Origin of the sequence: Burkholderia sp. COPS (genome assembly GCF_019425585.1) — a bacterium.
Classification (GTDB): domain Bacteria; phylum Pseudomonadota; class Gammaproteobacteria; order Burkholderiales; family Burkholderiaceae; genus Burkholderia; species Burkholderia cepacia.
Window position 1 is genome coordinate 108,812 of record NZ_WIXR01000021.1, and the last position, 25,861, is coordinate 134,672.

Consider the following 25,861-nt stretch of genomic DNA (forward strand, 5'->3'; position numbering starts at 1 on the left):
GCACCCTCGCCGCACGCCGCGCGGCACGTCACGCCCGATCAGTACACGCCCACCCAGTGCCCGGGCACCCACGCCCAGTGATTGCCGGCCCACCGGTAATGCCCCTTCGCCCAGCGATAGCCCGGCGCGGGCATCGGCGGCGGCACCTCGACGACCGGCGCCGGCTGCGGCGGCCGCACGGGCTCGACCACGCAGGCGGACATCAACGTCGCACTGGCCGCTACCAGCACGGTGAGCGAAACGGAGCGGATCTTCATCATCTTGCATTCTCCCTTTTGTGTCGTGAATGAATCGGCGCGGAAGCGGCAACCCGGTGCATCACGCCGTGCCGCGAATCAGCCCGCTCATCGGCCGCATCGCGCCGCTTTCGGCGAACAGCGCGGACGCGGTGCGGTGCGGATCGAGCCGCAGGCTTTCGGCGGCGGCGCCCGAGATCAGCGCGTCGAGCGACGCGGTCGGCTTCAGGTCACGCCCTTCGTACAGGTCGCCGGGCCGCAAACCCGGCCAGTCGGCGATCACGCGGCCGCCCGCGACCGCGCCGCCCGCGAGCATCGCGACCGACGCCTGCCCGTGATCGGTGCCGCCCGTGCCGTTCGCGGCGGCCGTGCGGCCGAACTCGGTCGCCACCAGCACCGTGGTCTGCTGCCATGCGGGCCCGAGGCCGTCGCGCAGCGCGGCGAGCATCGTGTCGAGCGCTTTCAGCTGATTCGCGAGCCGTGCGTTCTGCGCACTGTGCGTGTCCCAGCCGCCCGTTTCGATCATCGCGATGCGCGGACCGTCGTCGCGCGCGAGGAACGTCGCGGCGAGCTTGCCGACACCCGCCGGATCCTGCCGCGCATGCGCATCGCCGGCGAGGCCGCGCGCGTCCATCGCCGATTGCCACAACGGGCCGAGCTGCGCGTCGGCCTCGTAGAGCGCCGACACGCGCGCGAGCAGGTCGTCCGGCGCGGCCGGCAAACCGGACGGCGCGTACGACGCCGCCTGCACGGTGCCGCGCAGCGCGAGCGGCACGGTCGGTGCGAACGCGATCGCTCTTTCGCGTGTCGCCGGCAGCAGCGCGGCGAGCCGGTTCAGCCATCCGTCCTTCACCTGGTACGGCGCGCGGCCGCCCGTCTCGAGCACGTTCTGGCCGTCGAAATGCGAGCGGTCGCGATACGGCGACGCGATCGCATGAACGAACAGCGCCTGCCCGTCGCGGTACAACTGCGCGGTCTGCACGAGCGACGGATGCAATGCGAACGTGCCGTCGAGCCGCGTCGCGGCCGCCGTGTCGATCGCCAGCGGGCCGCGCAGCGACGCATACGCGGGTTCGGCATACGGCACCAGGGTGTTCAGGCCGTCGGCGGCGCCGCGCTGGATCACGAACACGAAGCGCCGGTCGGTTTCGACGTTCGCGAACACGATTCGCGGCGCGACGAGCATCGCGCCGGCGCCGGCGGCCGCCACGCGCAGGAATTGTCGGCGGGACAGTGCCATGGTCATCTCCGTTGGAAATCGGGCGATACGAGCAGCAACGCGAGCGACGTGGTCGCGCTTTCGGCACGCGACAGCGCGGTCGCCGTCGGCGCGCTCAACGAACCCGCGAGCAGCGTGTTGCCGAGCGTGCGCGGATCGAGCCGGTCGCCCGTGCGGGCGGCCAGCCGCTGCGCCAGCTCGACGCGGCGCACGAGCGCGTCGGGCGCGGCCCAGCTCGCGGCCACGTCGTCGTAGCCGGCCGGCGAGCCCGGCCGCCACACCGGCTGGCCGAGCTGCGCGAGCAGCGGCGCGGCCTTCAGGTCGCCCGTGTCGTGCCAGCCGAGCCCGCGCAGCGAAGAAACGGCCCACTCCCACGGCGTCTTGAACTTGCGGTTGACCGGCGACCACGCATCGGGCGCGTCGACGAGCGCGCGATAGACGGTCGGCAAATCGCCGCCGCTCGCGTCGAATGCGCGGGAGAGCCGGTCGGTCAGCGCGGGCGGCGGATTGTCGGCGACGAAATGACGGGCGAGCTGGAACGCGATATGCCGACCGGTCGCCTCCGAATGCGCGAGGTCGTGCAGGATCGCGCGGGCCTGCGATTCGCCGGGCTGGTCGTAGCTGCGCCCCATCACGGTCCGCACGCCGGGCTCGTGCAGTTTCGGGCGAAACACGAACGCGCCGGGTGCCGCATCGCCGGGCTGCGGGCCGCGCCCGCCGGCGATGCTCCAGCCGGTCAGCGCGCGCGCGAATTCCGTCACGTCGGCTTGCGTATAACCCGTGCGTACGCCAAGCGTGTGCAGCTCCATGATTTCGCGCGCGAGATTCTCGTTGAGCCCGCGCCGGCCCGACGGATTGCGCGCTTCGGCACGCAGCGCGGCCGGGCTGTCGGGGCCGACCGAGCGCGCCTGGTCGAGGAACAGCTGCATCGCGGGATGCTGCTCGACGGCGACCAGCATGTCCTCGAAACGGCCGAGCACGTGCGGGCGGATCGCGTCGCGTTCGAACGCGCCCGCGTAGGCCGCCACCGGCCCCTTGTCGACCGATACCGCGAAATGGTTCGCCCAGAAATGCACGAGACGCTCGACGAACGGCGCGGGCGTGTTCAACGCACTGTTGACCCGCGCGACGACGGCGCTGCGATACGTATCGTTGCCGTCGCGCCTGATCGACTGCTCGGTCGCGCGCTTCGTTGCGGGATCGTCGCCGGTCATCGCATTGCGCGCGTTCGCGAAGCGCGTGGCGAGCGCCACCGCGTCGGGCTCGCCGGCCCACGCGGCCGGCCGCGCGTCGTAACGGTCGAATTGCGCGACGAGCGCCGCCTTCGGGTCGGCAGGCGGCGCTTCGTCGGCCCGCGCGCCGAGACCGAAGCGGTTCAGCGCGATGGCGGCCGGGGTGATGTCGTTCGGGTGGTCCATGGCGGGGCTCTTGCGATGCGTACCCGTGTTAAACGTCGGCCGGCAGGAAATCCGTCGCCGGGAAGACGAATATTTCCGGTTTGGCGCGCGGGGCTGAAAACGTGTGTGTCGGCGTGCGAGTTTCCGGCGTGGACTTGAATGCGTGTGTGTCGCCGTTCGAGTTTCCTTCACGGATTCGACCGACGGTGGCAACGCATCGACGGATCGCTCAGCCGCCGCAACGCGGCCCCGTGCCCCGCCGAGGGACGGGCACGCTTCGACATTCGGCCGACACGCTTTCACCCGCCTGACCGGCATGGCCCCGGCCGGATCGTGCGTCGGCCGAAACCCTGGACGGGTCGAATGCCGCCTTGTCGCCCATATCCGTCCGGCGCTTGCCGTTCCCGGAAAGCGGCCTAGACTCAATGGAATGTATCGCTCCGGGTCACGGAGGTAACGTCGTCCCGCCCCGAACAAGAATTCGACGCCACCGGAGATCGGCCATGACCAAGCTGCTCGCCATCCTGCTGCCGGCTCCCGTTGTCGCCTTTGCAGATCGGTTCGCACGCGCGTGGCTGCTCGCCATGGTGCTGGCGCTGCACGGCTATCCCGCTCACGCGCAGGGTCAGCCCAGGGTCGTTGACGTCCCGACCCGCCCCGGGGTCACCCAGCGGTTTCTCTTCATCGCGCCGGATGCGCCGAGAGCCGCGGCCATCCTTTACGCCGGCGGACACGGAGGGCTGCAACTGGACCCGTCCGGCCGTTTCGGATGGGGCGCAGGCAACTTTCTCGTCCGCACCAGGCAGCTGTTCGTGAATAACGGTATCGCTGTCGCGGTCATCGATGCACCGAGCGACCGGCAATCTGCGCCCTACCTCAACGGCTTTCGACTCTCGAAGGAACACGCCGACGACGCGCGTGCCGTGATCGCGTGGTTGAGGGAGCAACTGCACGTACCGGTCTGGCTGGTCGGGACGAGCCGCGGCACCCAGTCCGCCGCTGCCGTTGCGATTGCGCTGGCCGGCGGCGGCGGGCCGGACGGTATCGTGCTGACGTCCACGATCCTCCGTGAAGATCGAGGCGGTACCGCGGTCACCGACATGAACCTCGCCAGCCTCAGGATTCCGGTGCTCGTCGTTCATCACCAGAACGACGGCTGCAAGCATTGCCCCGTGTCCGACACGGATACGCTGTTGAAGAAACTGGATGCATCGCCGAAGGCCGAACGGATGATCGTGTCGGGCGGCACGTCCCGGGGCGATCCATGCGAAGCGTTCGCCTATCACGGCTTCAACGGCCTGGAGAGCAGCGTGGTCGACGCGATCTCCGCCTGGATGCTGGCACGTTGAACGTCTCCGTCGCGTCACGTGGCCGTGGTCGCATTGCGATCGTTCGCGAACGCGTGCCTGAAAGCATTGCCGACCGGTGTTCCGCGTACGCACTGCACAGCGCAGGAAAGGCGCGCCGCCGCACGTCTCCCGCGCCGCGTTTCCTTACTGACTCCCCGCCTCGCCCTGCTTTTTCTGCAACTTCGGCGGCAACCGCCAATTGCCGCTACGCCGCAACCCGTCGACGAACTTCGCGCGCTCGTCCGGCGTCAGCGTCGCCGCGAAATCGACGACGCTGCGCTCCACCTGCGCACGCAGAGCGATATCGGCGGCACGCGTGCGGTCGAGCGCGGCGTCGATCGCCGTGCGATCGAGTTGCGGCGCGGCGAGCAGATCCAGCACGGTGATCCGGTCGTCGCGCCCTTCCCGCGCGAAATCGCGACCGTCCTTGCGTGCCGCCTTCAGCGCGGCGGCGAATTCCTGCTGGCGCGTGTCCGGCAACTCGTCCGCGGCGAAACGCAATGCGGTGCGCGAAGCAGGTGCGCCCGCGGCCCGCAGGTCGCGATGCGTCGAGAACCACTGATACGCGCCGCCGCCGATCGCGCCGAGCATGAATACGTTCAGCAAGACCGAACCGACGAGAACGAATTTCCAGCCACGCTCACTCATTCATCACTCCAGTCCACGCTCGGTCCGCCGAACGTCGTTGTCAGGTAGCCCTGCTCGTGCGCAGGCGGCACGCTCCCGAGCATCAGCATCGACACGGCCACCGCGCCCGCAAGCGCGCCGGCCAGGCCCACGCCCGCGAATGCCGCGCCCGACCACCACACGGTGCCCCGCCGCCGCGTGCGCCGCGGCGCCGGGGCCGGCGCCGTCGCGACGATGCGCTCGACGAGCGCCGGCGCGGGCGGTGCGACCGTATCGTTGGCGAGCCACGCGTCGAGTTCGGCGGCCTCGTCCAGCGCCGCCAACGCGTCGCCCGGATGCGCGCGCGCCCATGCCTCGGCAGCCGCGCGCTCGCCGTCCGGCCAGCGCCGCGCATCCGAGCCGTACGCGGCGACGATGGTACGAAATCGTTCGGGTGTCATCGGATGTCCTCGCTAGGTGAATCGCCGGCCAGTTGCGCGCGCAAGTTTCGCCGCGCGCGCGCAAGCAGGCTTTCCAGCGCGTCGACGGTAATGCCCATCAGGTCGGCCGCCTCGATGTTCGACATGTCCTGATAGTACTGGAGCACGAGCGCTTCGCGCTGCCGCGCCGGCAACGCCGCGAGCGCCTGCCGCACGCGCGCGTCGCGCGAGCGGGTCTCCGCGCGGGCGGCCGGTTCCGGTTGCGGATCGGGCACGTCGGGCAACACGTCGACCGGTTCCTCGCGGCGGCCGCGCAAGCGGTCGTAGCACAGGTTCAGCACGACACGATGCAGCCATGTGTCGAACCGCGCCTCGCCCTCGCGCCAGCCCGGCGCCTGTTTCCAGATCCGCAAGAACGTCTCCTGTGCGACGTCCTCGGCTTCCGTGCGGTCGCCGAGCATGCGCGTCGCGAGTGCGAGCAGCCGCGGCAGCTTGCGCGCGACGAGCACGCGCACGGCCGACGCGTCGCGCGCGCCGACCCGTGCCACCAGCGCGGCGTCCGGATCGCCGTCGCTCAACGCGGGGCGCTCCAGCGCATCGCGCGTCTGTGCCGCGGCGCGCTCGTGAATGCGCCCGCCGGCAGACCGAAGCTCATCGTCGTGCTCTCCTTGCATGCGCCGCGCCATTACCCGGCCCCGCCACGCTGGCGGTTCGGGATCGCCGCACGCATCGCGCACGGCATCGGCAAGGTCCGTTTCATCGGCATCCGTTTCAGGCCGCATGGCGATCGTGTCGATCGGTTCGATCGGATGCCGGCCGCCCGGTCGCGCGAGCGGCGGCCGGCGCGCTCAATATACGACGACCGGCGCGGGCCGGTAATAGACCGGACGCGCCGGCACGACGACACAGCCGGCCAGCACGATGGCTGCGGCTGCCAGTATCACCACGGTTCGAAAGGGCATGGCTGCGACTCATGACGTTGCGGGAAGGCGCCGCCGCGCCGGCACCGCGTGCCGTGCGACGGCGTGCGCATCAGGCCCAGTGACCCGGAACCCAGCGCCACGCCGGACCGCGCGCGGCCCAGTGGCCCGGTACCCAGTGATAACCGACGCGAACCACTTGCCAGTGGCCTGGAATCCAGACATAACGACCCTGGCGCCAGTGCCAGTGGCCCTGGTCCCACACGTAGCCCGCGCGTGGCGCCGGCATCACTTCGACGCGAGGCGGCGGCGGCGCGTAAGGCGCGACGATGACGGCCTGCGCGAACGCAGCGGACGCAGCCAGCGCGGCCACGCATGCCGTGGCAAACCGCAACGGGATGGAAAGCTTCATGAAAGACTCCGATGTGGCAGGTATCGACCGGAAGCGGCCGTTCATGCGTTAAACGGCGCGAGTGATCAGAATCCGTCGCGATGTCGGCAAATAAATATCGGCCGAAGCGGACGCGCGCCGGCGCGGGCCGGATGCACCGATCCGCAAGCTCGACAGGCGACGGCGTTCCCGCGGGGCTGCCGTGCTGTCACAACCCGGCAAAACTGCGCTCCGACAATGTCCGGCACCGGGATCCCGCTCGTTTCCGGCCCACGCCCCGGCCACGCTCACGCACGGCCGGGTGGTTCCGCATCTCGCGTCTCCACCCACGAAAACACCGACCATGTCGAACCAGGACAACTCCCCGATCCAGCCGAACGAGCCCGCCGCATCCGTCTCGCGCCGCGGCTTCCTGAAACTCGCCGGCGTATCCGGCCTCGCCACCGCCGCCGGTGGCCTCGCGGCAGCCCGGGCCGCCGCGTCGACCCCGGACGGCACGCCCGAACAGGTCCACCTGACGTGGGGCAACGACCCGACGTCGGAAGTCGTGATCTCGTGGGCATCGCTCGCGTCGGCCGTCAATCCGCGCGCGCGCATCGTCGCCGACGGCGAGCCGCCGCGCACCGTGCATGGCGTCCAGCGCCTGTACACCGACGGCCTCAACGGCGAGACCGTGTTCGCGTACCACGCGCGCGTGCACGGCCTGAAGCCGAATACGCGCTACCGCTACGAGATCACGGCCGACAACGACAGCAATGCCGCGCAGCCGTTCTCCGCGAATTTCTCGACCGCACCGCGCGGCCGCGCGCCGTTCCGCTTCACGAGCTACGGCGACCTTGCGACGCCGAACGGTGCGTGGGTGCTGTCGTCGCCGCAGAGCCGCTTCGCGGTGCAGGCCGTCGAGCAGTTCCAGCCGCTGTTCCACCTGCTGAACGGCGACCTCTGCTACGCGAACCTGAACCCCGCGCACCAGCCCGAGGTGTGGCGCGATTTCGGCAACAACAACCAGACGTCGGCGGCGAATCGTCCGTGGATGCCGTGCCCCGGCAACCATGAGATCGAGTTCAACAACGGTCCGCAGGGGCTCGACTCGTATCTCGCGCGCTATACGCTGCCGGAGAACGGCACGCGCTTCCCGGGCCGCTGGTACAGCTTCCGCGTGAGCTCGGTGCTGTTCGTGTCGCTCGACGCCGACGACGTCGTCTACCAGGATGCCGCCGCGTTCGTCGGCGGCCCCGCGCCGCTCGTGCCGGCCGCGAGCACGGGCCGCCCGCTGATCGAGCCCGGCACGTCGTTCTACGTGCGCGGCTACAGCAACGGCGAGCAGACGCGCTGGCTCGAACACACGCTGCGTCATGCCGCGCACGACGACGACATCGACTGGATCGTCGTGCAGATGCACCAGGACGCGCTCAGTTCGTCGAAGACGGGCAACGGTTCCGACAAGGGCATTCGCGAAGCATGGCTGCCGCTGTTCGACCGTTACGGCGTCGACCTCGTGCTGTGCGGCCACGATCACGACTACGAGCGCAGCTACCCGGTACGCGGCTGCAATCACCGCGCGGGCGTTGATGCGACGACCGGCGAAGTGGTCGAGACGCTGCAGCCGCGCCCGGTCGGATCGAACGACCCGGACCGCACGACGTTCGACACGAGCCACGGCACGATCCACCTGATCCTGGGCGGCGGCGGCACCAGCGCGCCGCTCGACGTATACGGCGAGAACCCGGCAACCGGCTTTGCGCGGGCGAAGGTGTTCACGAAGCCGAACCGGCCGGTGCCGGGCACGGCGCCGAATACGTTCGTGCGCCAGCCGGCCGATGCACTCGAGGATGCGATCTGGTCCGCGCGTCGCGATACGGGTACCGGCTACGGGATTGCCGTGTTCGACCACGACCCGGGCAAGCCGGGCGGGCATACGACGATCACGATGCGCTACTACCACGCACCGGGCGCCGACCAGCACCCGACCGCCGACTACGCGCTGTTCGAGACGATCGAGCTGAGCAAGAAGCGCAACGACCGGTGATCGGTCAGGCGCCCGTTGCGACGGGCGCCTGATGCTGCGCGCGCAGGATTCGTTGCATGCGCAACGTCATGGGGCAATCAGGATGCCGCGGTTCGCGAAATACCGGTCGAACGTGGCGCGCGGCATCGCCACGTTCCGCTGCGTGCGCACGTCGAACCCGGACGGGTTGTGGAACAGCCAGTCACCGGTGTCGCGATTCGCGCCGAACACGAGCACCAGGTGCCCGCCGCGCGACGGCGGCTCGAAGCCGTCGTGCCGGATGCCGGGATGCACCGACGCCATCAGCATGTGCCCGTCATGCAGCTTCGATTCGAGCGCGGCCGAATCGACTCCTTCCACCACATCGCCATCGATCCCGTAGCGCTCGCGCACCCAGTGCACGAAGGGCCGGTAATGCAGGCGCTTGCCGGTGTCGCCGAGTTCGGGCCGGTAGACGCCGAACCCGACGGCCTCGCGTACCAGTTCGAGCAGCGGCACGATCGTGTTCAAACGGTATGCGAGCAACATCTTCAGGCACGCGATACCGCAGATGTTCGGGCTCCACTGCGCGTATTCCTCCGGCGTGCTGGCGCCGGAGCGATGCCACAACGGGTCGTCCTCCGCGCGCAATTCGCGGGACACGAACCGCGAAACCAGGTGCATCGATTCCCACTGCGAGAAATACGGCACTTCCTTCATGGCTTCCCTCCCTGAAAGCGCGATACCGGCGACTGGCTGCAACGAAAACCTGACCAACGGCTCGATGCGAATCTGCTGCGCGACTATACCGCGATGGCGCACGGTGACGTGTTGTACGCCCATCACAAGCCATTGCGCGACGACACGCGGTAGACTGCGCGCCTCGTACTCCGCCATGAGCGAGACGTTCGCGACCGTCAACTGCTTCGGCGAAGACGACGGGACGACGCCGTTCGACAGCGACGAGGCGTCCGGGGTCGGCGGCCGTGACATGTCGATCCCGGTGCGCGGCCGGCACACCGGGATCGAGACCGTCCGGATCGACGTACCCGTGGGCCCTGCGCAGGCGGAACCGAATCATCCGATAGCGAATTTGAATGTTGAAACAGGCAGGACGCATGAAGCGCAAGAATAAGGCAACGCTCGCCGGGCTCGGCGCGGTGTTGTTGTGGGCCTCCGTGGTCGCTCTCGTTCGTGGAGTCAGCGAAAGCCTCGGCGCGACCGGTGGCGCCGCGATGATCTATACGGTGGCATCCGTGCTTCTGCTGTTCTCGATCGGGTTCCCCGACCTGAGCCGGTTCCCGAAAAACTATCTGCTCTGGGGCGGGCTGCTGTTCGTCTCGTACGAGGTGTGCCTGTCGCTGTCGATCGGCTATGCCAGCAACGGCCGGCAGGCGATCGAAGTCGCGATGGTCAACTATCTGTGGCCGAGCTTCACGCTGGTCGCGGCAATCGTGTTCAACAAGCAGCGCGCCAACCTGCTGGTCGTGCCCGGCGTCCTGCTGTCGATGCTCGGGATCTGCCGGGTGCTCGGCGGCGACCAGGGGCTCGATCCGGCCGGCATGCTGCACAACGTCACGGACAATCCGCTGAGCTACGGCCTCGCGTTCTTCGGCGCGCTGATCTGGGCCGGCTATTGCACGGTGACGGCGCGCATCGCCGACGGCAAGAACGGCGTCACGCCGTTCTTCATGCTGGTTGCGCTGGCGCTCTGGATCAAGTTCGCGATCGAAGGCGGCGGCGGCATGACGTTCAGCCTGCAGGCGGCCATCTACATCGTGCTGGCCGCATCGGCGCTGGGGTTCGGCTATGCGGCCTGGAACACCGGCATCATGCACGGCAACGTGACAATCATCGTCGGCGCATCGTATTTCACCCCGGTGCTCGCCGCCATGCTCGCCGCGACATTGCTGCATGCACCGCTGTCGATCGAATTCTGGCAAGGCGCATCGATGGTATGCGGCGGGTCGATCCTGTGCTGGCTCGCGACGCGCGGCCGGCGCAACGCAAAAGCCGCGCCCGTGCAGGCCGGCAACGAAGCGCAGGGCAACTGCCAGCGCTGACGATACCGGGTGCGTTCGTCACGATGCAACTCGGAAGCATCCTGCTATCCCGCAATCCGTCGGCCACTCGCGTCAGCTGCGCGGCTCCAGTGCGATACGCACGGCGAGTCCCGCCAGCACGGTGCCCATCAACCAGCGCTGAACCGACGCCCAGACCGGCCGCCCCGCCAGAAAACCCGCGATGGCGCCGGCCATGCAGGCAATCAGCGCGTTCACGCTGACGCTCACAGCGATCTGCACGCTGCCGAGCGCCAGCGATTGCGCGAGCACGCTGCCGTGCCCCGGCAAAATGAACTGCGGCAGCAGCGACAGATACATCACCGCGATCTTCGGATTCGCGAGGTTCGTGACGAAGCCCATCGTGAAAAGCCTGGCGCGGCTATCGTGCGGCAGTTGCCTGACCTGGAACGCCGAGCGGCCGCCCGGCTTCAGCGCCTGCCACGCCAGGTACGCCAGATAAAGCGCACCGGCAAAGCGCAACACGTCGTACGCATACGGCACGGCCAACACCAGCGCGGTGATGCCCAGCGCCGCGCACACCATGTAGAAGACGAACCCCAGCGCGACACCGCCGAGCGACACCAGCCCGGCACGGCGGCCCTGGCAGATCGAGCGCGACACCAGGTAGATCATGTTCGGCCCGGGTGTCAGCACCATGCCGAGCGACACGAGTCCGAATGCAAGCAAGGTGGGCAAGGCCGGCACGGCAATCTCCTTCGGGGCAAAGCGGTCAGGGGCGAGTTCGATCAATGTATTGCATCTCGACCACCACCGGCATGAATAAACTGCAAGCCGCCCATGAGCGCTTTTCATCGCACCGGCCGTTCGTCACCGGCTCCTTTTCGCGCGCGCGTGAATCGCCTTCGCCGTCTTCGCGCGTTGCGCGTCGACGAGCCGCACGAACGCATCGGCGATCGCATTGCCGGACGTGTTCCACGACAGCCGGACGGAACGATGCAGCCGCGGCGAAAGCGCCAGCACGCGGCCACCGAACGGCGTGTACGTGAGCGTGATGCGCGGAACGATCGACACGCCCATGCCGGCCTCCGCCATCGACAGGATGGTGCGCATCTCGACCACGTTGAACGCGGCGCGAAGCGGCGTGCCGCTGCGCGCGAAGTAATCCGCGATCACCGGCCCGCATCCGGCCTTCGAGAAAATGAACGGGGCCGCGGACAACTGCTTCGCCGACACGCTCTTGCGGCCCGTGAACATGCCATCCGCCGCCACCGCGACGAAGTCCTCGTCGAGCAGCGGCAGCGTGTGCGCGAAGGTCTTCGTGCCGGCCACCACGCCGACGTCGGCGGTACCGTCCTCGATCCACCCTTCGACTTCGCTGTCCGTGCCTTCGAGCAGCACCGCCGACACGCCCTGGTGCATCTCCTTCAACGCCTCGAGCGCAGGCACGACGAACGCCAGCGACACGCTCGGCAGCGACGCGACCACCAGCTTCCCTTCGAGCTTGCCGCGCGACACGCTGAACTGCTGGCGCAGCAACTGCGCTTCGCGCACCACGTTCTGGATGTACGGCCACAGGCGCTCGCCCGCCGCCGTCAGGACGACCGGCTGCCGGTCGCGCCAGAGCAGCTTGACCTCCGTGATGTCTTCCAGCTCGGTCAGCGCATGACTGATCGCGGATTGACTGCGGCTCAGCCGGTCGGCCGCGGCCGTGAGCGAGCCGAGTTCGACCACGGCCGCCAGGGCCTGCAACTGCGCAAGCGTCATCGGGTCTCCTTGTTCCAGTGAATGCATATCGCGCATGAGGCGACACATGGTCATGAATTATATTGAACCTCGTACATGATCGCGCCGACGATACCGGCGGCATGCCGCGCCTCGCGCCGAATGCCCTCCGCAACGCTCGGGTAAGATGCATCCTCGAACCGCGCGTCGATTGCCTGCGCACCCGGCCGCGCAACGGTGCGGCGCCGTGCAATCGACGCCCGGTCAAGCCGATCCAGAACACATGCGTGCAATACGCACGCGCCGCAACGGGCTCCTTCGACAGCGCTCGCTGCCGGATATGCCGCGACAAGCCAATCCATGATGCATTTCAATCTGACTGAAGGTGTGCTGGTTTCCAGCCTGCAGGGGCTCGGCGCGTTCGATCTGGCCGGCATCGCCGTCGCGCTGCTGCTGGGCGGCATGGCCAAGGGGATCACGGGCATCGGTGTGCCGTTGATCGCGATGCCGATACTCAGCCAGTTCCTGCCGATCCGGCATGCGGTGCTGCTGCTGTCGATGCCGATCATCCTCGGCAACATTCCGCAGGCGCTGGAAGGCGGCCAGGTGCTGGCGACGGCACGCAAGATCGCCGCGCCGATCGCGGGCACCGTGATCGGCAATATCGTCGGTGTCGCGATCCTGCTCTCGCTCAATCCGGGTCATGCGCAGGCGGCGTCCGGCGCACTGCTGATCGTCGCCGCGACGCTGATGCTCGCGGCGCCGAAGCTCAACCTGCCTCCCGCATGGCAGAAGCCCGTCGGCTTCGCACTCGGCTTCGGCGCCGCGCTGATGGAAAGCATCGCGTCGGTTCCCGGCCCGCTGCTCGCCACCTACCTGATTTCGTCCGGCGCGACCGGGCGCGCCTTCACGAAGCAGATCGCGATCATCCTCGTGGTGTCGATCGTCACGCTGCTCACGACGTTCAGCGGCGCCGCGCACGCGAGCGCCGCCGACCTCGCGATCTCGGCGGCGGCCAGCCTGCCGGCCATTGCCGGCATGTGGCTCGTCCGCCCGCTGCGGGACAAGATGTCGCCCCGCAGCTTCAGGATGGTCGTGCTGCTCTTCGTGCTCGTCGCGGCATCGCAGATGATCTGGAAATCGGGCGTGTTCCGGCACGGCGGATCGCACGTTACGCAGCTGGACAACACGCACGCGGTCAAGCAATGACGGGCGGCGGATTGCCATCGATCCCGCATGCGTTCTGAAAGCTGCCGAGCGTAGTATTCGCGGACCCGGCGTATCGCCGCGCCCGACGATGCGAACGATACGTCACCGACTGTCCTGCTCGCACGCCGATGTCCGCATCGGCGCTGCCACGCTTTCAGAGACCTGCAATGGAAACCTACGTGTTGCTCGGCTGCGGATTCGGCCTTGGCCTGTTGATCGCCATCTGGGGTATCTGGCAACTCAAGTAACGCTCGCCAGCCGCGTCCGTGCGCAAGCATTCCGTATGGAGACGGACGGGAAATCGTAGTGTGCGGCGGCACTCGTTTCTCAACTACTTCGCACTCCGACCCAGCCATCCGGCAGCTTCGGCTACCCGTGCCGGCTTCCGTTCGAAAGCAGGCGTGACCGAGCCGCATCGAAGCGTGCGCACTCGGCCTTGAGCCAGTCCGAAAAAACCGTGGTGCGCGGATCGTCGGGATTGCGTGACAACAGCATGTAGCGCGCCGGCGCACGCACGTGCCTGCCGAATACATCCACGAGCCGTCCGCTCGCGATCTCGTCGTGTACCAGCGCGGCGCGCCCCATCGCGACGCCCTGATGGTTCAGCGCAGCCGTGATTGCCAGGCTGGAGAAATTGAACTGCGGGCCGTCAAGATGCGCCATCCACGCGGGACGAACCGCCTCCAGCCACGTCCGCCACTCCACGAACTCGGGTGCGCCGCTCCACGGAGCCGCGTCGTGCAGCAGGACGACGCCGTCCAGCGACTCCCCGCCGGCAAAGGACGGATGCTGCGCCAGATACGCGGGCGTGGCGACCGGAAACAGGATTTCGTCGAGGATGGCCTCGGCATGCAGGCGCCCGTATTGCACCGGGTCGTAGCGCACCGCCACGTCGATGTCGTCGGTCTCCATGGCCTGACGATCCAGCAGCTGAAACTCGGCCTTCACGCGAACCGGCACGTCCGGTTGCAGCCGGTGAAATTCGGACAGGCGCGGCATCAGCCATTGCAGCGCGAGCGACGGCAGACAGCTCACCTGCAGCGGCGCGTCCGGCATGTCGAGCGCCTGAAGCGTGCGATGGATGTCGCCGAACGCGCTCGACATCGTTCCGAGCAGGGTCGCGCCCTTCTCGGTCAACTTCAGCCCGCGCGCCTGACGCACGAACAGCGGGTAACCCAGCCGGTCCTCCAGGTTCCGGATCTGCTGGCTCACGGCGCTTTGCGTCAGGTTGAACGCCTGTGCCGTTTTCGTGAAGCTCAGCAACCGGCCGGCTGTTTCAAAGCACAGCAACGCACCAAGGATCGAACCATCGAGTCGCATCGTTATAAGTCAGGCTAATGCATTCATTAGAAATCGGCGCTTTTGCGCAACCGGTTCGAATCGTAGCATTCAAGCCTGATTCCCCGTTCTTCGGACGCAAGACCGATCCATGACCTTCACGCTCCAGCCTTCCGACCTATTAGCCAAGCTGCAATCACGCCACCCGCTGCTGTGGCTGAACCCCCACGCCGGCAGCCCGCTGCCGCACGACGCACCGGCGATCGACGCCATTGCGATGGCCGAAGCGCGGCTGGCGCGCTGCGAACCGCTGATGGCCGAGCTGTTTCCCGAACTCGCGGCGAGCGCGGGAAAAATCGAATCGCCGCTGATGCCGGCAGACAGCCTGCAGCGCAGCCTGTCGCTCCCGGCAGACGAACACGGCGCGTGGTTCATCAAGCGCGACGACGCACTGCCGGTCGCCGGCTCGATCAAGGCGCGCGGCGGCTTTCATGAAGTGCTCGCGCTCGCGGAGTCGATCGCGATCGAACACGGCCTGCTCGAACCCGCGGGCGACCGTCGGCTCCTCGCATCGACCGCCGCACGCGAACTGTTTGCCGCGCACACCGTCATCGTGGGCAGCACCGGCAATCTCGGCCTGAGCATCGGCGTGATGGCCGCCGCGCTGGGGTTCGAGTCGGTCGTCCACATGTCGACCGACGCGAAGCCGTGGAAGAAGGCGCGCCTGAGAGCACGCGGCGTTCGCGTGATCGAACATGACGGCGACTACGCGCAAGCCGTCGCGGCGGGACGCGCGCAGGCACGCCATCAGCCGCGCAGCCACTTCGTCGACGACGAAGGCTCGCTGATGCTGTTCCTCGGCTACGCGGCCAGTGCCCGGCATCTCGCCGCGCAGCTCGCCGGGGCGGGCCGCGTCGTGGATGCGGCGCATCCGCTCTTCGTCCATGTCCCGTGCGGCGTAGGCGGCGCGCCGGGCGGGATCGCCTATGGCCTCAAGGCGCTGTTCGGCGAGCACGTGCATTGCTTTTTCGCGGAACCCGTCGCTTCGCCGTGCATGCTGGTCCAGCTGGCCGCCGGCCCCGGGAAGCCCGTCTCCGTCTACGACGCGGGGCTCGACAACCGGACCGAGGCCGATGGCCTGGCAGTCGCGCAGGCGTCGCACCTCGTCAGCCCGCTGATGGCGTCCCAGCTGTCGGGCGTCTTCACCGTCAGCGACGCGCAGCTTTACGCGCAGTTGCTCGCGGTCCGGCGCGCGACGGGCGTGGAACTCGAGCCGTCGGCCGCCGCTGCCGTCGGCGGCCCCGGCTGGCTGGCGCACTCTCCGGCCGGAAAGGACTACGTGCATCGCCATGCGATCGACCTGCGCCAAGCGACGCACGTCATCTGGGCGACGGGCGGCTCGCTCGTGCCGCCGGAAGAACATCGCCGCTTCCAGTCGCATGCGAAAGCGCTCGCCGATGCCGCACCCGGCGCGTGACGCGTTCGGGCCCGCGTCCAGCCCCGTTCCCGAAGACGCGTTAGACTGTCCGGATGGAACAATGCCGTTATTGCCAGAGAATCCGCGATGAATGGGATTGCCACGGTGACGAATGCCGCCGGGCAATCGCCAAGGCGCTGCGCCGGCAGCGCGCGGGCCTGCCCATGGTGCCCGATCGCATCCGCAACGAACTGCCGTCCGGCGCGCCGACCCAGCAGGTGATCGCCGTGCTGTCGCGCCAGCGCCTGCGCGCGCGCCGCGGCAACGAGGAACGCCGGGAACGCAAGGAAATCGACGACGACGTCTGACCCGTCGGCAACGCAACCCTTCCGCCGCCTCTCCACCCGCGCCTTCGCGGCCCGGCACCTGTCCGCGTACGCCGTCCGCGTGGCGCGCATTCGCTCCGCTCCCTTGCAAATCCGGCAACATCGAATAGGGACGGAACGCGTATATCCCGGAATTATTACTCCAGCGACAACGATCTTTCACCAAAACTCACGTTTACCCTAGGTCGACCGGCGCCTACGATGTAATCAACCGCTTACGACATGGTGTCGAACGCGGAAAGCCAATAAACATCGGAGGTCATCATGAAATCGCTCGTTTCCGCAGTCGTTGCCGCTGTCGCCCTGTCCGCTTCGTTCGGCGCATTCGCCCAAAGCACCGTCACCCGCGCGCAAGTGAAGAACGAACTGGTTCAGCTCGAACAAGCCGGCTACAAGCCGAGCCAGGCGAGCCCGCACTACCCGGCCGACATCGAAGCCGCGCAAGCCCGCGTGCGCGGCGCCGACAACAGCGGCTACGGTGCGCAACCGGCCGCGACCGTCCAGGGCGGCGCACCGGCCGTCAAGGTGCAGAACCCGCGCGACTCGGTCTACTTCGGCCACTAAGCCTGCCGCCGCGCGCCTTCGCGCGCAGCCCGCACCATCAACGAGCCCGTCCCGCGACGGGCTCGTTGCGTTTGCATCGCACGTATCGTGCGGCCGGCCGTCACCGGCTTCCGCCCGACGCGACGCGGCCGGCCGCTTCGTCCGCCCCGCCGCCGGCGGCACGCCCGCTGCCGACCAGCTCCTGGTAGCGCACGTATGCGCATTGCGCAGACGCCTTCGCCGCGTACATCGCCGCGTCGGCCTTGACGAGCAGTTCCTCGGCGGACGCGCCGTCGGCCGGAAACTCGCTGACGCCGATGCTCGCGCCGACGGCCATGCGCCGATCACCGAACTCCAGTTCTTCAGCCATCACGAGCTGGATGCGCGACGCGACGTCGCCGATCACCGCCGGTGAGCGCACGTCCGCAATCAGCACGATGAACTCGTCGCCGCCGAGCCGCGCGACCATGTCGCCGCCGCGCAGCACGAGGCTCAACCGCTTGGCGACCGCGACGAGCGCGCGGTCGCCGGCCGAGTGCCCGTGCTGGTCGTTGATCTGCTTGAAGCGGTCGAGATCGACGAACATCACGGCCAGCCCCTCATGCATCGCGGCCGCCCGCCGGATCGCGGCATCGAGCTGCTCCATGAACAGCAGGCGGTTCGGCAGCGCGGTCAGCGCATCGTGGCCGGCGAGGTGCGTGAGCTCCCGCTGCTTCGCGCGCAGCATCGCGACCTGCGTGCGGATCTCGACGCGCATGCTGTCGAAACAACGCGCGAGCACGCCGATCTCGTCGGCACGCCCGACCGGCAGTTGCTCGGTGGCCGGATCGTCGAACACGTGCGTCGCCGCGCGCGCGAGCGTCTGCAGCGGCCGCGTGATCGCGCGCGCGAACAGGATCGCGAGAATGACCGCCATCAGGCTCGACACGAGCACCATCCGGATGATCCGCTCGCCGAGCACGCCGGCCGGCACCAGCACGTCGGCCAGCGGACGCCCCATCCCGAGCACGACGAAGCGGTTGCCCTCGTCGTGCCCGAACGGCGTGCGCGCGAACGCGAACATCTGCCCCGGCGCATCGGCGGGATCGGTCAGGCCGTTGAGGGTAACGTTCGTGCGGGCGCTGTCGAACAGCGCGCGCGTGACGGCGAAGCGGTCCTGCATCAGCACGCGCCGCCCGCGATCGAAGCCGAACGTCTGCGACGGATCGGGGTGCACGAGGAAATCGCCCCACTCGTTCGCGAGATACACCGCGTAGTCTTCCGGCAGATCGCGCTCGAGCCGGTCGAACACGCGCGACAGCTCGACATCGACGACGAGTGCGCCGACCGTCTGGCCCGACCCATCGACGACCGGCGTGCCCACGCGCAGGATCGGCAGCCCCTCGGCCGCGTGCGTTCCCGTCTCGTGGTTGATCACGATCGGCGACAGGTAGATATGACCCGGTGCCGTCGCGAGCGTATCGAATACGTAGGAAAACTGTCCTTTCTCCTGGAACGCGCTGTCCGGCAGCACGACGATGCCGTGCGCATCGCGATCGACGCGAATGCGTTCGAGCCCGAAATCCCCGCGCGCGATCAGGCGAACCTGCAGGTATTCCGGGTGATTCCTCATGAAGCTGTAGAACACCTGCTCGAGCCGCGCGCGTGCCGCGCCATCCCGGTTGTCGCCGCCCGAGACCAGCGCGCACGACGGCATCTGCGCGAGCACGAGCGCATCGTCCGCGACGTCGGACAGCGCGGTGGTGAAGCGTTGCCCGAGCAGTTGCGTCGACATCAGCAGGCTGTGCTGTGCCTCCTGCACGAGCATCGCGCGGTTCGCGCGATACGCGTAATAGCCGGTCGTGCCGGACGCGATCACGCCGATGCATGCGAACAGCACCGACAGTTTCGATGTGAGCCCGAGCCGGATCATTTTCCGAACCGCTCCGGACGGTCGCCCGACACGATGCGGCTCCACAGCGATTCGCGCCGCGCGATGTCCTCGACGGGCTGGAGCCAGACGAGATGCTGGTGCCCGGTGTCGAGGCCCGGCGGCGGCGCGAACGTGTTCGCGAGGCCCTGGCGTTCGGTCAGCAGCGCACCGATAGCCGGTTCGAGCATGTAATTGATCCATGCGAACGCGAGCTCGGGATGCTGCGCGCCGCGCGTGACGGCCCAGCAGTCGAGCCACGCGAGCGCACCTTCGTCCGGGATCACGTAGCCGACGTCCGCGCCGGCGCGCCGCAGCAGTTCCACCTGCTGCGTGCCGTAATTGCCGAACATCAGCGCCGCGCGATGCTGGACGAACAGCGCGGTCGCCTCTTCAGGAAGCGTGTAGTACGTCAGCAGGTTGCGGCGCAGGTCGATCAGCTTGTGCGCGACGGCGAGCGTCTGCGCGGGCGACAGGCGGAACGGATCGGGATAGCCGAGCGCCAGCGCCGTGAACGAAAAATTGTGCTGCGCGCTGTTGAAGTCGAGCACCTTGCCGCGGTAGCGCGGATTCCACAGCTCCCGCATCGAGCGCGGCACGGCGGAAACCTGCTTGCGGTCGTAGATCAGCCCCATCGACGAATACGTAAACGGGATCGCATAGGCAGCCCCCTCTTCCACGAGCCCGTCGATCGTCGCGAGCTGCTGGAAGTTCGGCAACTGCCGCCGCCGGTTCGGGATGCGCGTCAGGTCGATCGGCGCGAGCAGACGTTCGTGCGCGTAGCGCTGGATCTCGGCCGTGTTTGCGGCCAGCACGTCGTACGGCGGCGGCGCCGCGCTGTGCATCCGCGTCCACAACGCTTCGTCGGAGTCGACGAACGTCACTTCGACGCGTACGTGAAATTGCGCCTCGAACGCGCTGACGACATCGCTGTCCGCATAACCGGGCCATGCGAGCACGCGCAGCACGTTGTCGTTGACGGCTTCGGGAGAGGCGGCGAGCACCGGCAGCGCAGCGGCAAGTAAGCCTGCCGTCAAAATGATGAGCAGCCTGCGCACGGCGATACGTACGCGTGTACGTGCGCCGATTCCCCTGATCAATCGGACCCCGCGTGAATCGCCCCGCTGCATTCGACTGTCCTTTTTCGAGTCGATGCGATATCACGCAACAAGACCATAAAACCTACGGTCGCGCAATTGGAAGAAGCCGTATACGGCGCCCGCGCGCCATCAGCGACGCCGCATGCCGGTGCCGTTACGGCGGGCCGTTTCCGTCGACCGGAACGAACGTCAGCGCCACGCCTGCGTGAATTCCGCGATCACGCGCGACAGGTGTGCGCCCATCGCCTCGCGTGCAGCCGCCGCGTCGCGCGCCATGATCGCCGCGAAGATCCGCTGGTGATCCTCCTGCGATGCCTCGCGCAGCGCGCTCGAGTGAAAGTGCTCCTCGATCTTGTCCCACAGCGGATCGCTGCGCGCGCAGTCCCACATCGCGGTGACCATGTGCAGCAGCACCGTGTTGCCGGTCGACTCCGCGATGCGCAGGTGGAACTGGCGATCCGCCGCGTCGTACGCGGCCTTGTCGTCCATCTGTTCGCGCATCGTCGTCAGCGAGAAGAACAGCCGGTCGAGATCCGCATCCTTGCGTTCAGTCGCCGCGAGCGCGGCGACTTCCGCCTCGATCAACCCGCGTGCGCGCAGCGTCTCGATCGGCCCGGGGCCGCGCGGCACCTCGAACGTCACCGGCCGCGCGGCATCGGCCGCCGATACGTAGATGCCCGAACCGATCCGCACCTCGACGATCCCCTGCACCTCGAGCGCGATGATCGCCTCGCGCACCTGCGTGCGGCTCACGCCGAACTGGTCGGCCAGGCTGCGCTCGGACGGCAGCCGCGCGCCGGCCTCGAACGCACCGGCAGCCACCATCGCGTGAATCTGCCGCGCGAGGCCGATATAGGAGCGGTCCGCGGCATCGGTATCGCGGCTGGCTGGCTGGCTGGAAAGATCGGTCATCGAAAGGCTCGCAACAGGCTGGCCGGCGCCGTCGCGGCGCCGGATCGGCAAAATGGTACACCAATTTCGGCCAGCGTCCGGTTCGACGTATTGGCCGGCGCGCCGGGTGCGCGCCGAAGCGTCATGCCGCCGGTTGCGATCCCGACAACTGGTAAACCACTATCCCGCGTAATTGGCATACCAATCATAATCCGCACACCGGAGACGGGCCGGCACGCCGCCGCCCGTTCGTCCGATGCATCAACCGCCAGCCAGGAGCCGCTCCAGTGAAGATGTCTTTCCGTTGGTACGGCGAGTCCGATCCGGTCTCGCTGCAATACATCCGCCAGATCCCGGGCGTCACGCATATCGTGTCGGCGATCTACGACGAACCGGTGGGCGAAGTCTGGCCCGCGCACAAGATCGACGCGCTGAAGGCGACGATCGAACGTGCCGGCCTGCAGTTCGAAGTCGTCGAATCGGTGCCGGTGCACGAGGACATCAAGCTCGGCAAGCCGGGCCGCGACCGCCTGATCGACAACTACCGTCAGACGATTCGCCACCTCGGCGCGGCCGGCGTGCGCGTCATCTGCTACAACTTCATGCCTGTCTTCGACTGGACGCGCACCGAGCTGTCGAAGACGCTCGACGACGGCTCGACCTGCCTCGCGTTCAGCACCGACGCGGTCGACCGGATCGATCCGGACGACGGCATCGCGCTGCCGGGTTGGGATTCGAGCTACCAGCCCGAACAGTTGCAGGCGCTGCTCGCCGAGTATCGCGACGTCGACGAAGCGGCGCTGTGGGCGAACCTCGAATACTTCCTGAAGGCGATCGTCCCGGTCGCCGAGGAAGCCGGCGTGAAGATGGCGATCCACCCCGACGATCCGCCGCGCCCGATCTTCGGGCTGCCGCGCATCGTGAAGAACCGCGACGATCTCGCGCGGATCGTGCGCATCGTCGACACGCCCGCGAACGGGCTGACGCTGTGCTCGGGCTCGCTCGGCGCGGGCCCGCAGAACGACGTCGAGGCGCTCGTGCGCGAATTCGGCGCGATGGGCCGCATCCACTTCGCGCACATCCGCAACGTGAAGGTCGACGCGAACGGCGATTTCGAGGAAACGGCGCATCTGTCGAGCTGCGGCTCGCTCGACATCGCCGCGATCGTGAAGGCGTACCACGACACCGGCTTCACCGGCTACGTGCGCCCCGACCACGGCCGCATGATCTGGGGCGAGACGGGCAAGCCCGGTTACGGCCTCTATGACCGCGCGCTCGGCGCGGTCTACCTGAACGGCCTGTGGGAAGCGCTCGCGAAGTTCGACCGCACGCCGTCGCCAGTCACCCGATAAGCCGCCCATCGAGGCGGCCGGCGCAGCGGATCGCCGGCCGTCCGTCACGACATTCCGCGCGGAGACACCGCATGCCACGCATCCGATGGGCCATGATCCTGATGTGCTTCCTGGCCAACGTCATCAACTTCATCGATCGCGCGAACCTCGCGATCGCGGCGCCCAGCATCCGCGCCGACCTCGGCCTCGACGCGGTCGGCATGGGGCTCGTGCTGAGCGCGTTCTTCTGGACCTACGCGTTCCTGCAGTTGCCGGCCGGCTGGTTCATCGACAAGGTCGGCGTGCGCGTGAGCCTCGCGCTCGCGGTCGGCTGGTGGTCGGTGTTCACCGTCGCGACGGGCGCCGCGCGCGGCCTCGCGCAGCTCGTCGGCGTGCGGCTGATGCTCGGCGTCGGCGAAGCGGCTGCGATCCCGTCGTTCGCGAAGGTCGCGTTCAACTGGTTCCCGCGCAGCGAACGCGGGCTCGCGAGCAGCATCTTCGACAGCGGCTCGCGCGTCGGCTCCGCGCTGTCGCTGCCGCTCGTCGCATGGTTGATCTCGATCGTCGGCTGGCGCGGGTCGTTCGTGATCACGGGCGGCATCGGCATCGTGTGGGCGCTGGCGTGGTGGTTCGTCTATCGCGACCCGGAACGCTATCGCGCGATCGCGCCTGACGCCGTCGATGCCCTGCTCGCGCAACGCGGCGCACCGGCCGTTGCGGCCGCAACCGACGGCCCGAAGGTGTCGTGGCTCGACCTGTTCCGCTATCGCACCGTGTGGGGCATGATGATCGGCCTGTTCTGCCTGAACTTCGCGATCTACTTCTTCATCACGTGGTTCCCGAGCTACCTGCTGCAGTCGCGCGGCTTCTCGCTCGCGTCGCTCGGCACGTGGGGCATGCTGCCCGCGCTGCTCGCGATTCCGGGCGGCTGGCTCGGCGGCTACGTGTCCGACAGCCTGTTCCGCCGCGGCTGGAGCGCGACTGCCGCGCGCAAGACCTGCCTCGTGCTCGGGATGCTGCTGTCTTCGTCGATCGCGCTGTCGGCCTTCGTCGAGAACGTCTGGGCGTGCCTTGCGCTGTTCGCGCTCGCGTATGCCAGCCTGTCGTTCGCGGGCGCCAACGTGTGGACGCTCGTCGGTGAAGTCGCGCCGACGCCGGCGCATGTCGCGTCGCTCGGCGGCATCCAGAATTTCGCGGGCAATCTCGCGGGGATCTTCATCACGACGTTCACGGGCGTGATGCTGTCGATCACGAAGGGCTCGTTCGTCGTGCCGCTCGCGGTGGCCGGTGCGTTGTGCGTGGTCGGCGCGCTGTCGTACCTGTTCATCGTCGGCAAGGTCGAGCCGCTGCCGCCGCTGCGCGGCGGTGCGAACCGTCGGAACGTGGAGCCGAACGCGGCCTGACGCGGCAGGAACGCGTGGCCGACACGCGTGCACTTTCCTTTTCGGGCCGCGCATCGGACAATGAGCCGCGCCCGCCGGCGCGGCGCCAGTCCGGCCCGCGCGTGGCGACGGCGCGCACCACCCTCGCCGATGAAACGCTACGAAACCCTCGCTCACACGATCGCCGACGACATCCGCAACGGCAACCTCGCCGTCGGCACGCGGCTGCCGTCGCTGCGGCAGATCATCGCGCAGCACGGCGTGAGCCAGTCGACGGTGTTTCGCGCGTACTACCTGCTCGAACAGTGGGGGCTGATCCGCGCGCGCGAACGCTCGGGCTACTACGTCGCGCCGGGCGCAACGCCGGAGGCGGGCCCGGCGCCCACGCGCCGCGCGAAACGGGCCGGCGCCACACGCAAGGTCGACATCAGCAGCCTCGTGTTCTCCGTCCTCGACGCGGCCACGCAGCCCGGCATCGTGCCGCTCGGCTCCGCATTCCCGTCGCCGCAACTGTTTCCGTTGCCGCGCCTCGCGAAATCGCTTGCGCAGGCCACGCGGCTCGTCAGCCCGTGGAGCACGGTCGTCGACCTGCCGCCCGGCAACGAGGCGCTGCGCCAGCAGATCGCCCGGCGCTATCTCGCGACGGGCATCTCGCAGCCCATCGACGAGATCGTCGTCACGAACGGCGCGCTCGAAGCGCTGAACCTGTGCCTGATGGCCGTCACGCGGCCCGGCGACGTCGTGGCCGTCGAAGCGCCCGGCTTCTATGCGGCGCTGCAGGCGATCGAACGGCTCGACCTGCGCGCGGTCGAGATTCCCGTCGATCCGCGCACGGGCCTCGATCTCGATGCGCTCGCGAACGCGCTCGACCGGCACGACATTCGCGCGTGCTGGTTCATGACCAATTTCCAGAATCCGACCGGCGTCACGCTGTCCACCGAAAAAAAGCGGGCGCTCGTCGAAATGCTCGCCGCACGCGACGTGCCGCTGATCGAGGACGACGTATACGGCGAGCTGCATTTCGGCCCCGACTACCCGCTGCCCGCGCGCGCGTTCGATCGGCACGGGCTCGTGATGCACTGCAGCTCGTTCTCGAAGACGCTCGCGCCCGGCTACCGGATCGGCTGGGCCGCCGCCGGCCGGTTTGCGGAGAAGGTGCAGCGGCTCAAGCTGATGACGACGCTGTCGGCCAGCATTCCCGCGCAGGCCGGCATCGCGAACTATCTCGAGCACGGCGGCTACGACCGGCACTTGCGCAAGCTGCGCGGCGCGCTGCACACGCAGCTCGACCGGATGGACGACGCGCTGCGGCGCTGGCTGCCGGCCGGCGTCGAATGGGTGCGGCCCGAAGGCGGCTATTTTCTGTGGCTCGCGTTTCCCGACGCGATCGACGCGATGGAGCTGCATCGCCAGGCGATCGCACGCGGAATCAGTTTCGCGCCGGGGCCGCTGTTTTCGGCCGCGCACGGCTTCGAACGTTGCGTGCGCGTGAACTTCGGCCATCCGTGGAGCCGCGACATCGAACGCGCGATCCGCGTGCTCGGCGAGCTGGTCGCGCAGCCGTCGGTCCGCAAGGGCGATTGAAGCGCCCACGGTGCGCCGCCTGCGTCACGACCATGCACGCAACCGGTGCGCGGGTTACAGTGCTGATCCCGCCGCCTCTTCATGATTTCCCATGAGTCAACTGCCCTACCTCGATCACGACGCGCTGTTGAAACTGGCCACCGAAGCAGCGCACGTCACGCAGCCGTGCACCTGCACGAAAACGCCGCTCGCCGGATGGACGACCCTGCCGCTGTCGCTGCAGGACGCGCAATTGACCGAAGTCGCCACGCTCACGCCGCCCGGCGAGGCTGAGCCGACCTACGCCGAATATCATCCGGCCGGCACGCGCTACGCGTCGGACGACGCGCCGATCGCACTGCGCCATTTCCCGTACAACCGCTGCACCGTGAGCCGCTGCCGCGCGTGCGGTCGTTTGTTCCTGCGCTACCAGGAAGGCGGCGGCTACTTCATCGACCAGCGCATCCGCGCGCTCGATCCGGCGCTCGTCGTCGACGCCGACGCGTAAGCACCCGTCGCGGGCATGCACGCATGCCCGGCCCGCGCCGGCCTGCACCGGCC

The 25,861-nt window shown here is 68.3% G+C and carries 26 protein-coding genes; 12 read left to right on the forward strand and 14 right to left on the reverse strand.

Features of this window, described 5'->3' with window-relative positions:
- Positions 1-38: 38 nt before the first annotated feature.
- The 3 genes from FOZ70_RS20545 to FOZ70_RS20555 form a co-directional block, all read right to left on the reverse strand.
- Entirely contained in the window at positions 39-257 is a 219-nt protein-coding gene (locus tag FOZ70_RS20545) for a YXWGXW repeat-containing protein (protein WP_027791772.1), read from the reverse strand.
- Positions 258-318: 61 nt separating this feature from the next.
- Positions 319-1,482, reverse strand: a complete 1,164-nt coding sequence (locus FOZ70_RS20550) for a DUF1501 domain-containing protein (protein ID WP_219706606.1) — start codon at positions 1,480-1,482, stop codon at positions 319-321.
- A complete protein-coding gene (locus tag FOZ70_RS20555) occupies positions 1,479-2,873 on the reverse strand; it encodes a DUF1800 domain-containing protein (protein WP_059487970.1) in 1,395 nt (464 codons plus the stop codon). The genes FOZ70_RS20550 and FOZ70_RS20555 overlap by 4 nt, the downstream gene beginning before the upstream one ends.
- Before the next feature lie 482 nt (positions 2,874-3,355).
- On the opposite strand from FOZ70_RS20555, the gene FOZ70_RS20560 reads away from it, so the two are divergent.
- A complete protein-coding gene (locus FOZ70_RS20560) occupies positions 3,356-4,201 on the forward strand; it encodes an alpha/beta hydrolase (RefSeq protein WP_258025679.1) in 846 nt (281 codons plus the stop codon).
- Between the two features lie 144 nt (positions 4,202-4,345).
- On the opposite strand, the gene FOZ70_RS20565 is transcribed toward FOZ70_RS20560, so the two are convergent.
- From FOZ70_RS20565 to FOZ70_RS20580, 4 genes are all read right to left on the reverse strand, one after another.
- The gene (locus FOZ70_RS20565) at positions 4,346-4,849 is read right to left on the reverse strand and encodes a periplasmic heavy metal sensor (protein WP_021162950.1); all 504 of its coding nucleotides are present in this window, start codon (positions 4,847-4,849) and stop codon (positions 4,346-4,348) included.
- Positions 4,846-5,268 carry a hypothetical protein gene (locus FOZ70_RS20570; protein ID WP_021162949.1) on the reverse strand — a complete coding sequence of 141 codons (423 nt, stop codon included), beginning with the start codon at positions 5,266-5,268 and terminating at the stop codon, positions 4,846-4,848. The genes FOZ70_RS20565 and FOZ70_RS20570 overlap by 4 nt, the downstream gene beginning before the upstream one ends.
- Positions 5,265-6,029 (reverse strand): RNA polymerase sigma factor, encoded by a 765-nt coding sequence (locus FOZ70_RS20575; RefSeq protein ID WP_081065218.1) that lies wholly within the window; start codon positions 6,027-6,029, stop codon positions 5,265-5,267. The genes FOZ70_RS20570 and FOZ70_RS20575 overlap by 4 nt, the downstream gene beginning before the upstream one ends.
- Positions 6,030-6,279: 250 nt before the next feature.
- Positions 6,280-6,579, reverse strand: coding sequence for a YXWGXW repeat-containing protein (locus tag FOZ70_RS20580; RefSeq protein ID WP_027791779.1), 300 nt, complete (start codon positions 6,577-6,579; stop codon positions 6,280-6,282).
- A 322-nt stretch (positions 6,580-6,901) separates the two neighbouring features.
- On the opposite strand from FOZ70_RS20580, the gene FOZ70_RS20585 reads away from it, so the two are divergent.
- On the forward strand, positions 6,902-8,587 hold the full coding sequence (locus FOZ70_RS20585; protein WP_219706607.1) for a metallophosphoesterase family protein: 1,686 nt from the start codon (positions 6,902-6,904) through the stop codon (positions 8,585-8,587).
- Between the two features lie 66 nt (positions 8,588-8,653).
- Here FOZ70_RS20585 and FOZ70_RS20590 read toward each other — a convergent pair whose 3' ends face one another.
- Positions 8,654-9,265 carry a C39 family peptidase gene (locus FOZ70_RS20590; protein ID WP_219706608.1) on the reverse strand — a complete coding sequence of 204 codons (612 nt, stop codon included), beginning with the start codon at positions 9,263-9,265 and terminating at the stop codon, positions 8,654-8,656.
- Between the two features lie 175 nt (positions 9,266-9,440).
- Here FOZ70_RS20590 and FOZ70_RS20595 point away from each other — a divergent pair, with 175 nt between their 5' ends.
- Together FOZ70_RS20595 and yddG are read left to right on the forward strand one after the other, a co-directional pair.
- The gene (locus FOZ70_RS20595) at positions 9,441-9,680 is read left to right on the forward strand and encodes a hypothetical protein (RefSeq protein WP_060052426.1); all 240 of its coding nucleotides are present in this window, start codon (positions 9,441-9,443) and stop codon (positions 9,678-9,680) included.
- Positions 9,664-10,608 (forward strand): aromatic amino acid DMT transporter YddG, encoded by a 945-nt coding sequence (gene yddG, locus FOZ70_RS20600; protein ID WP_146107247.1) that lies wholly within the window; start codon positions 9,664-9,666, stop codon positions 10,606-10,608. Before FOZ70_RS20595 ends, yddG begins: the two co-directional genes overlap by 17 nt.
- A 72-nt stretch (positions 10,609-10,680) precedes the next feature.
- Here the strand turns inward: yddG and FOZ70_RS20605 are convergent, their stop codons facing one another.
- Positions 10,681-11,313 carry a LysE family translocator gene (locus FOZ70_RS20605; protein ID WP_219706609.1) on the reverse strand — a complete coding sequence of 211 codons (633 nt, stop codon included), beginning with the start codon at positions 11,311-11,313 and terminating at the stop codon, positions 10,681-10,683.
- A 123-nt stretch (positions 11,314-11,436) separates the two neighbouring features.
- Positions 11,437-12,333 carry a LysR family transcriptional regulator gene (locus FOZ70_RS20610; RefSeq protein WP_219706610.1) on the reverse strand — a complete coding sequence of 299 codons (897 nt, stop codon included), beginning with the start codon at positions 12,331-12,333 and terminating at the stop codon, positions 11,437-11,439.
- A gap of 318 nt (positions 12,334-12,651) precedes the next feature.
- Here FOZ70_RS20610 and FOZ70_RS20615 point away from each other — a divergent pair, with 318 nt between their 5' ends.
- Positions 12,652-13,500, forward strand: a complete 849-nt coding sequence (locus FOZ70_RS20615) for a sulfite exporter TauE/SafE family protein (protein ID WP_059487978.1) — start codon at positions 12,652-12,654, stop codon at positions 13,498-13,500.
- A 369-nt stretch (positions 13,501-13,869) separates the two neighbouring features.
- Here FOZ70_RS20615 and FOZ70_RS20620 read toward each other — a convergent pair whose 3' ends face one another.
- Positions 13,870-14,820: a LysR substrate-binding domain-containing protein gene (locus tag FOZ70_RS20620; RefSeq protein ID WP_219706611.1), complete on the reverse strand. Its 951-nt coding sequence runs from the start codon at positions 14,818-14,820 to the stop codon at positions 13,870-13,872.
- Between the two features lie 109 nt (positions 14,821-14,929).
- Between FOZ70_RS20620 and FOZ70_RS20625 the strand changes: the two genes are divergently transcribed.
- From FOZ70_RS20625 to FOZ70_RS20635, 3 genes are all read left to right on the forward strand, one after another.
- Entirely contained in the window at positions 14,930-16,255 is a 1,326-nt protein-coding gene (locus FOZ70_RS20625; protein ID WP_059854044.1) for a D-serine ammonia-lyase, read from the forward strand.
- A 53-nt stretch (positions 16,256-16,308) separates the two neighbouring features.
- Positions 16,309-16,563 (forward strand): hypothetical protein, encoded by a 255-nt coding sequence (locus FOZ70_RS20630; RefSeq protein WP_027791787.1) that lies wholly within the window; start codon positions 16,309-16,311, stop codon positions 16,561-16,563.
- A gap of 282 nt (positions 16,564-16,845) precedes the next feature.
- Positions 16,846-17,145, forward strand: a complete 300-nt coding sequence (locus tag FOZ70_RS20635; protein ID WP_048025041.1) for a DUF4148 domain-containing protein — start codon at positions 16,846-16,848, stop codon at positions 17,143-17,145.
- A gap of 100 nt (positions 17,146-17,245) precedes the next feature.
- Here FOZ70_RS20635 and FOZ70_RS20640 read toward each other — a convergent pair whose 3' ends face one another.
- From FOZ70_RS20640 to FOZ70_RS20650, 3 genes are all read right to left on the reverse strand, one after another.
- Positions 17,246-19,036 (reverse strand): sensor domain-containing diguanylate cyclase, encoded by a 1,791-nt coding sequence (locus FOZ70_RS20640; protein WP_021162932.1) that lies wholly within the window; start codon positions 19,034-19,036, stop codon positions 17,246-17,248.
- The gene (locus tag FOZ70_RS20645; protein ID WP_060158354.1) at positions 19,033-20,163 is read right to left on the reverse strand and encodes an extracellular solute-binding protein; all 1,131 of its coding nucleotides are present in this window, start codon (positions 20,161-20,163) and stop codon (positions 19,033-19,035) included. The genes FOZ70_RS20640 and FOZ70_RS20645 overlap by 4 nt, the downstream gene beginning before the upstream one ends.
- 159 nt (positions 20,164-20,322) lie before the next feature.
- Positions 20,323-21,045 carry an FCD domain-containing protein gene (locus FOZ70_RS20650; protein WP_042977492.1) on the reverse strand — a complete coding sequence of 241 codons (723 nt, stop codon included), beginning with the start codon at positions 21,043-21,045 and terminating at the stop codon, positions 20,323-20,325.
- A 266-nt stretch (positions 21,046-21,311) separates the two neighbouring features.
- Between FOZ70_RS20650 and uxuA the strand changes: the two genes are divergently transcribed.
- The 4 genes from uxuA (at position 21,312) to FOZ70_RS20670 (ending at position 25,808) form a co-directional block, all read left to right on the forward strand.
- A complete protein-coding gene (uxuA, locus tag FOZ70_RS20655) occupies positions 21,312-22,376 on the forward strand; it encodes a mannonate dehydratase (protein ID WP_185735585.1) in 1,065 nt (354 codons plus the stop codon).
- Between the two features lie 71 nt (positions 22,377-22,447).
- Positions 22,448-23,758, forward strand: a complete 1,311-nt coding sequence (locus FOZ70_RS20660) for an MFS transporter (protein WP_027791793.1) — start codon at positions 22,448-22,450, stop codon at positions 23,756-23,758.
- Between the two features lie 129 nt (positions 23,759-23,887).
- On the forward strand, positions 23,888-25,321 hold the full coding sequence (locus FOZ70_RS20665; protein ID WP_059707279.1) for a PLP-dependent aminotransferase family protein: 1,434 nt from the start codon (positions 23,888-23,890) through the stop codon (positions 25,319-25,321).
- Between the two features lie 91 nt (positions 25,322-25,412).
- The gene (locus FOZ70_RS20670) at positions 25,413-25,808 is read left to right on the forward strand and encodes a hypothetical protein (protein WP_027791795.1); all 396 of its coding nucleotides are present in this window, start codon (positions 25,413-25,415) and stop codon (positions 25,806-25,808) included.
- Positions 25,809-25,861 lie beyond the last annotated feature (53 nt).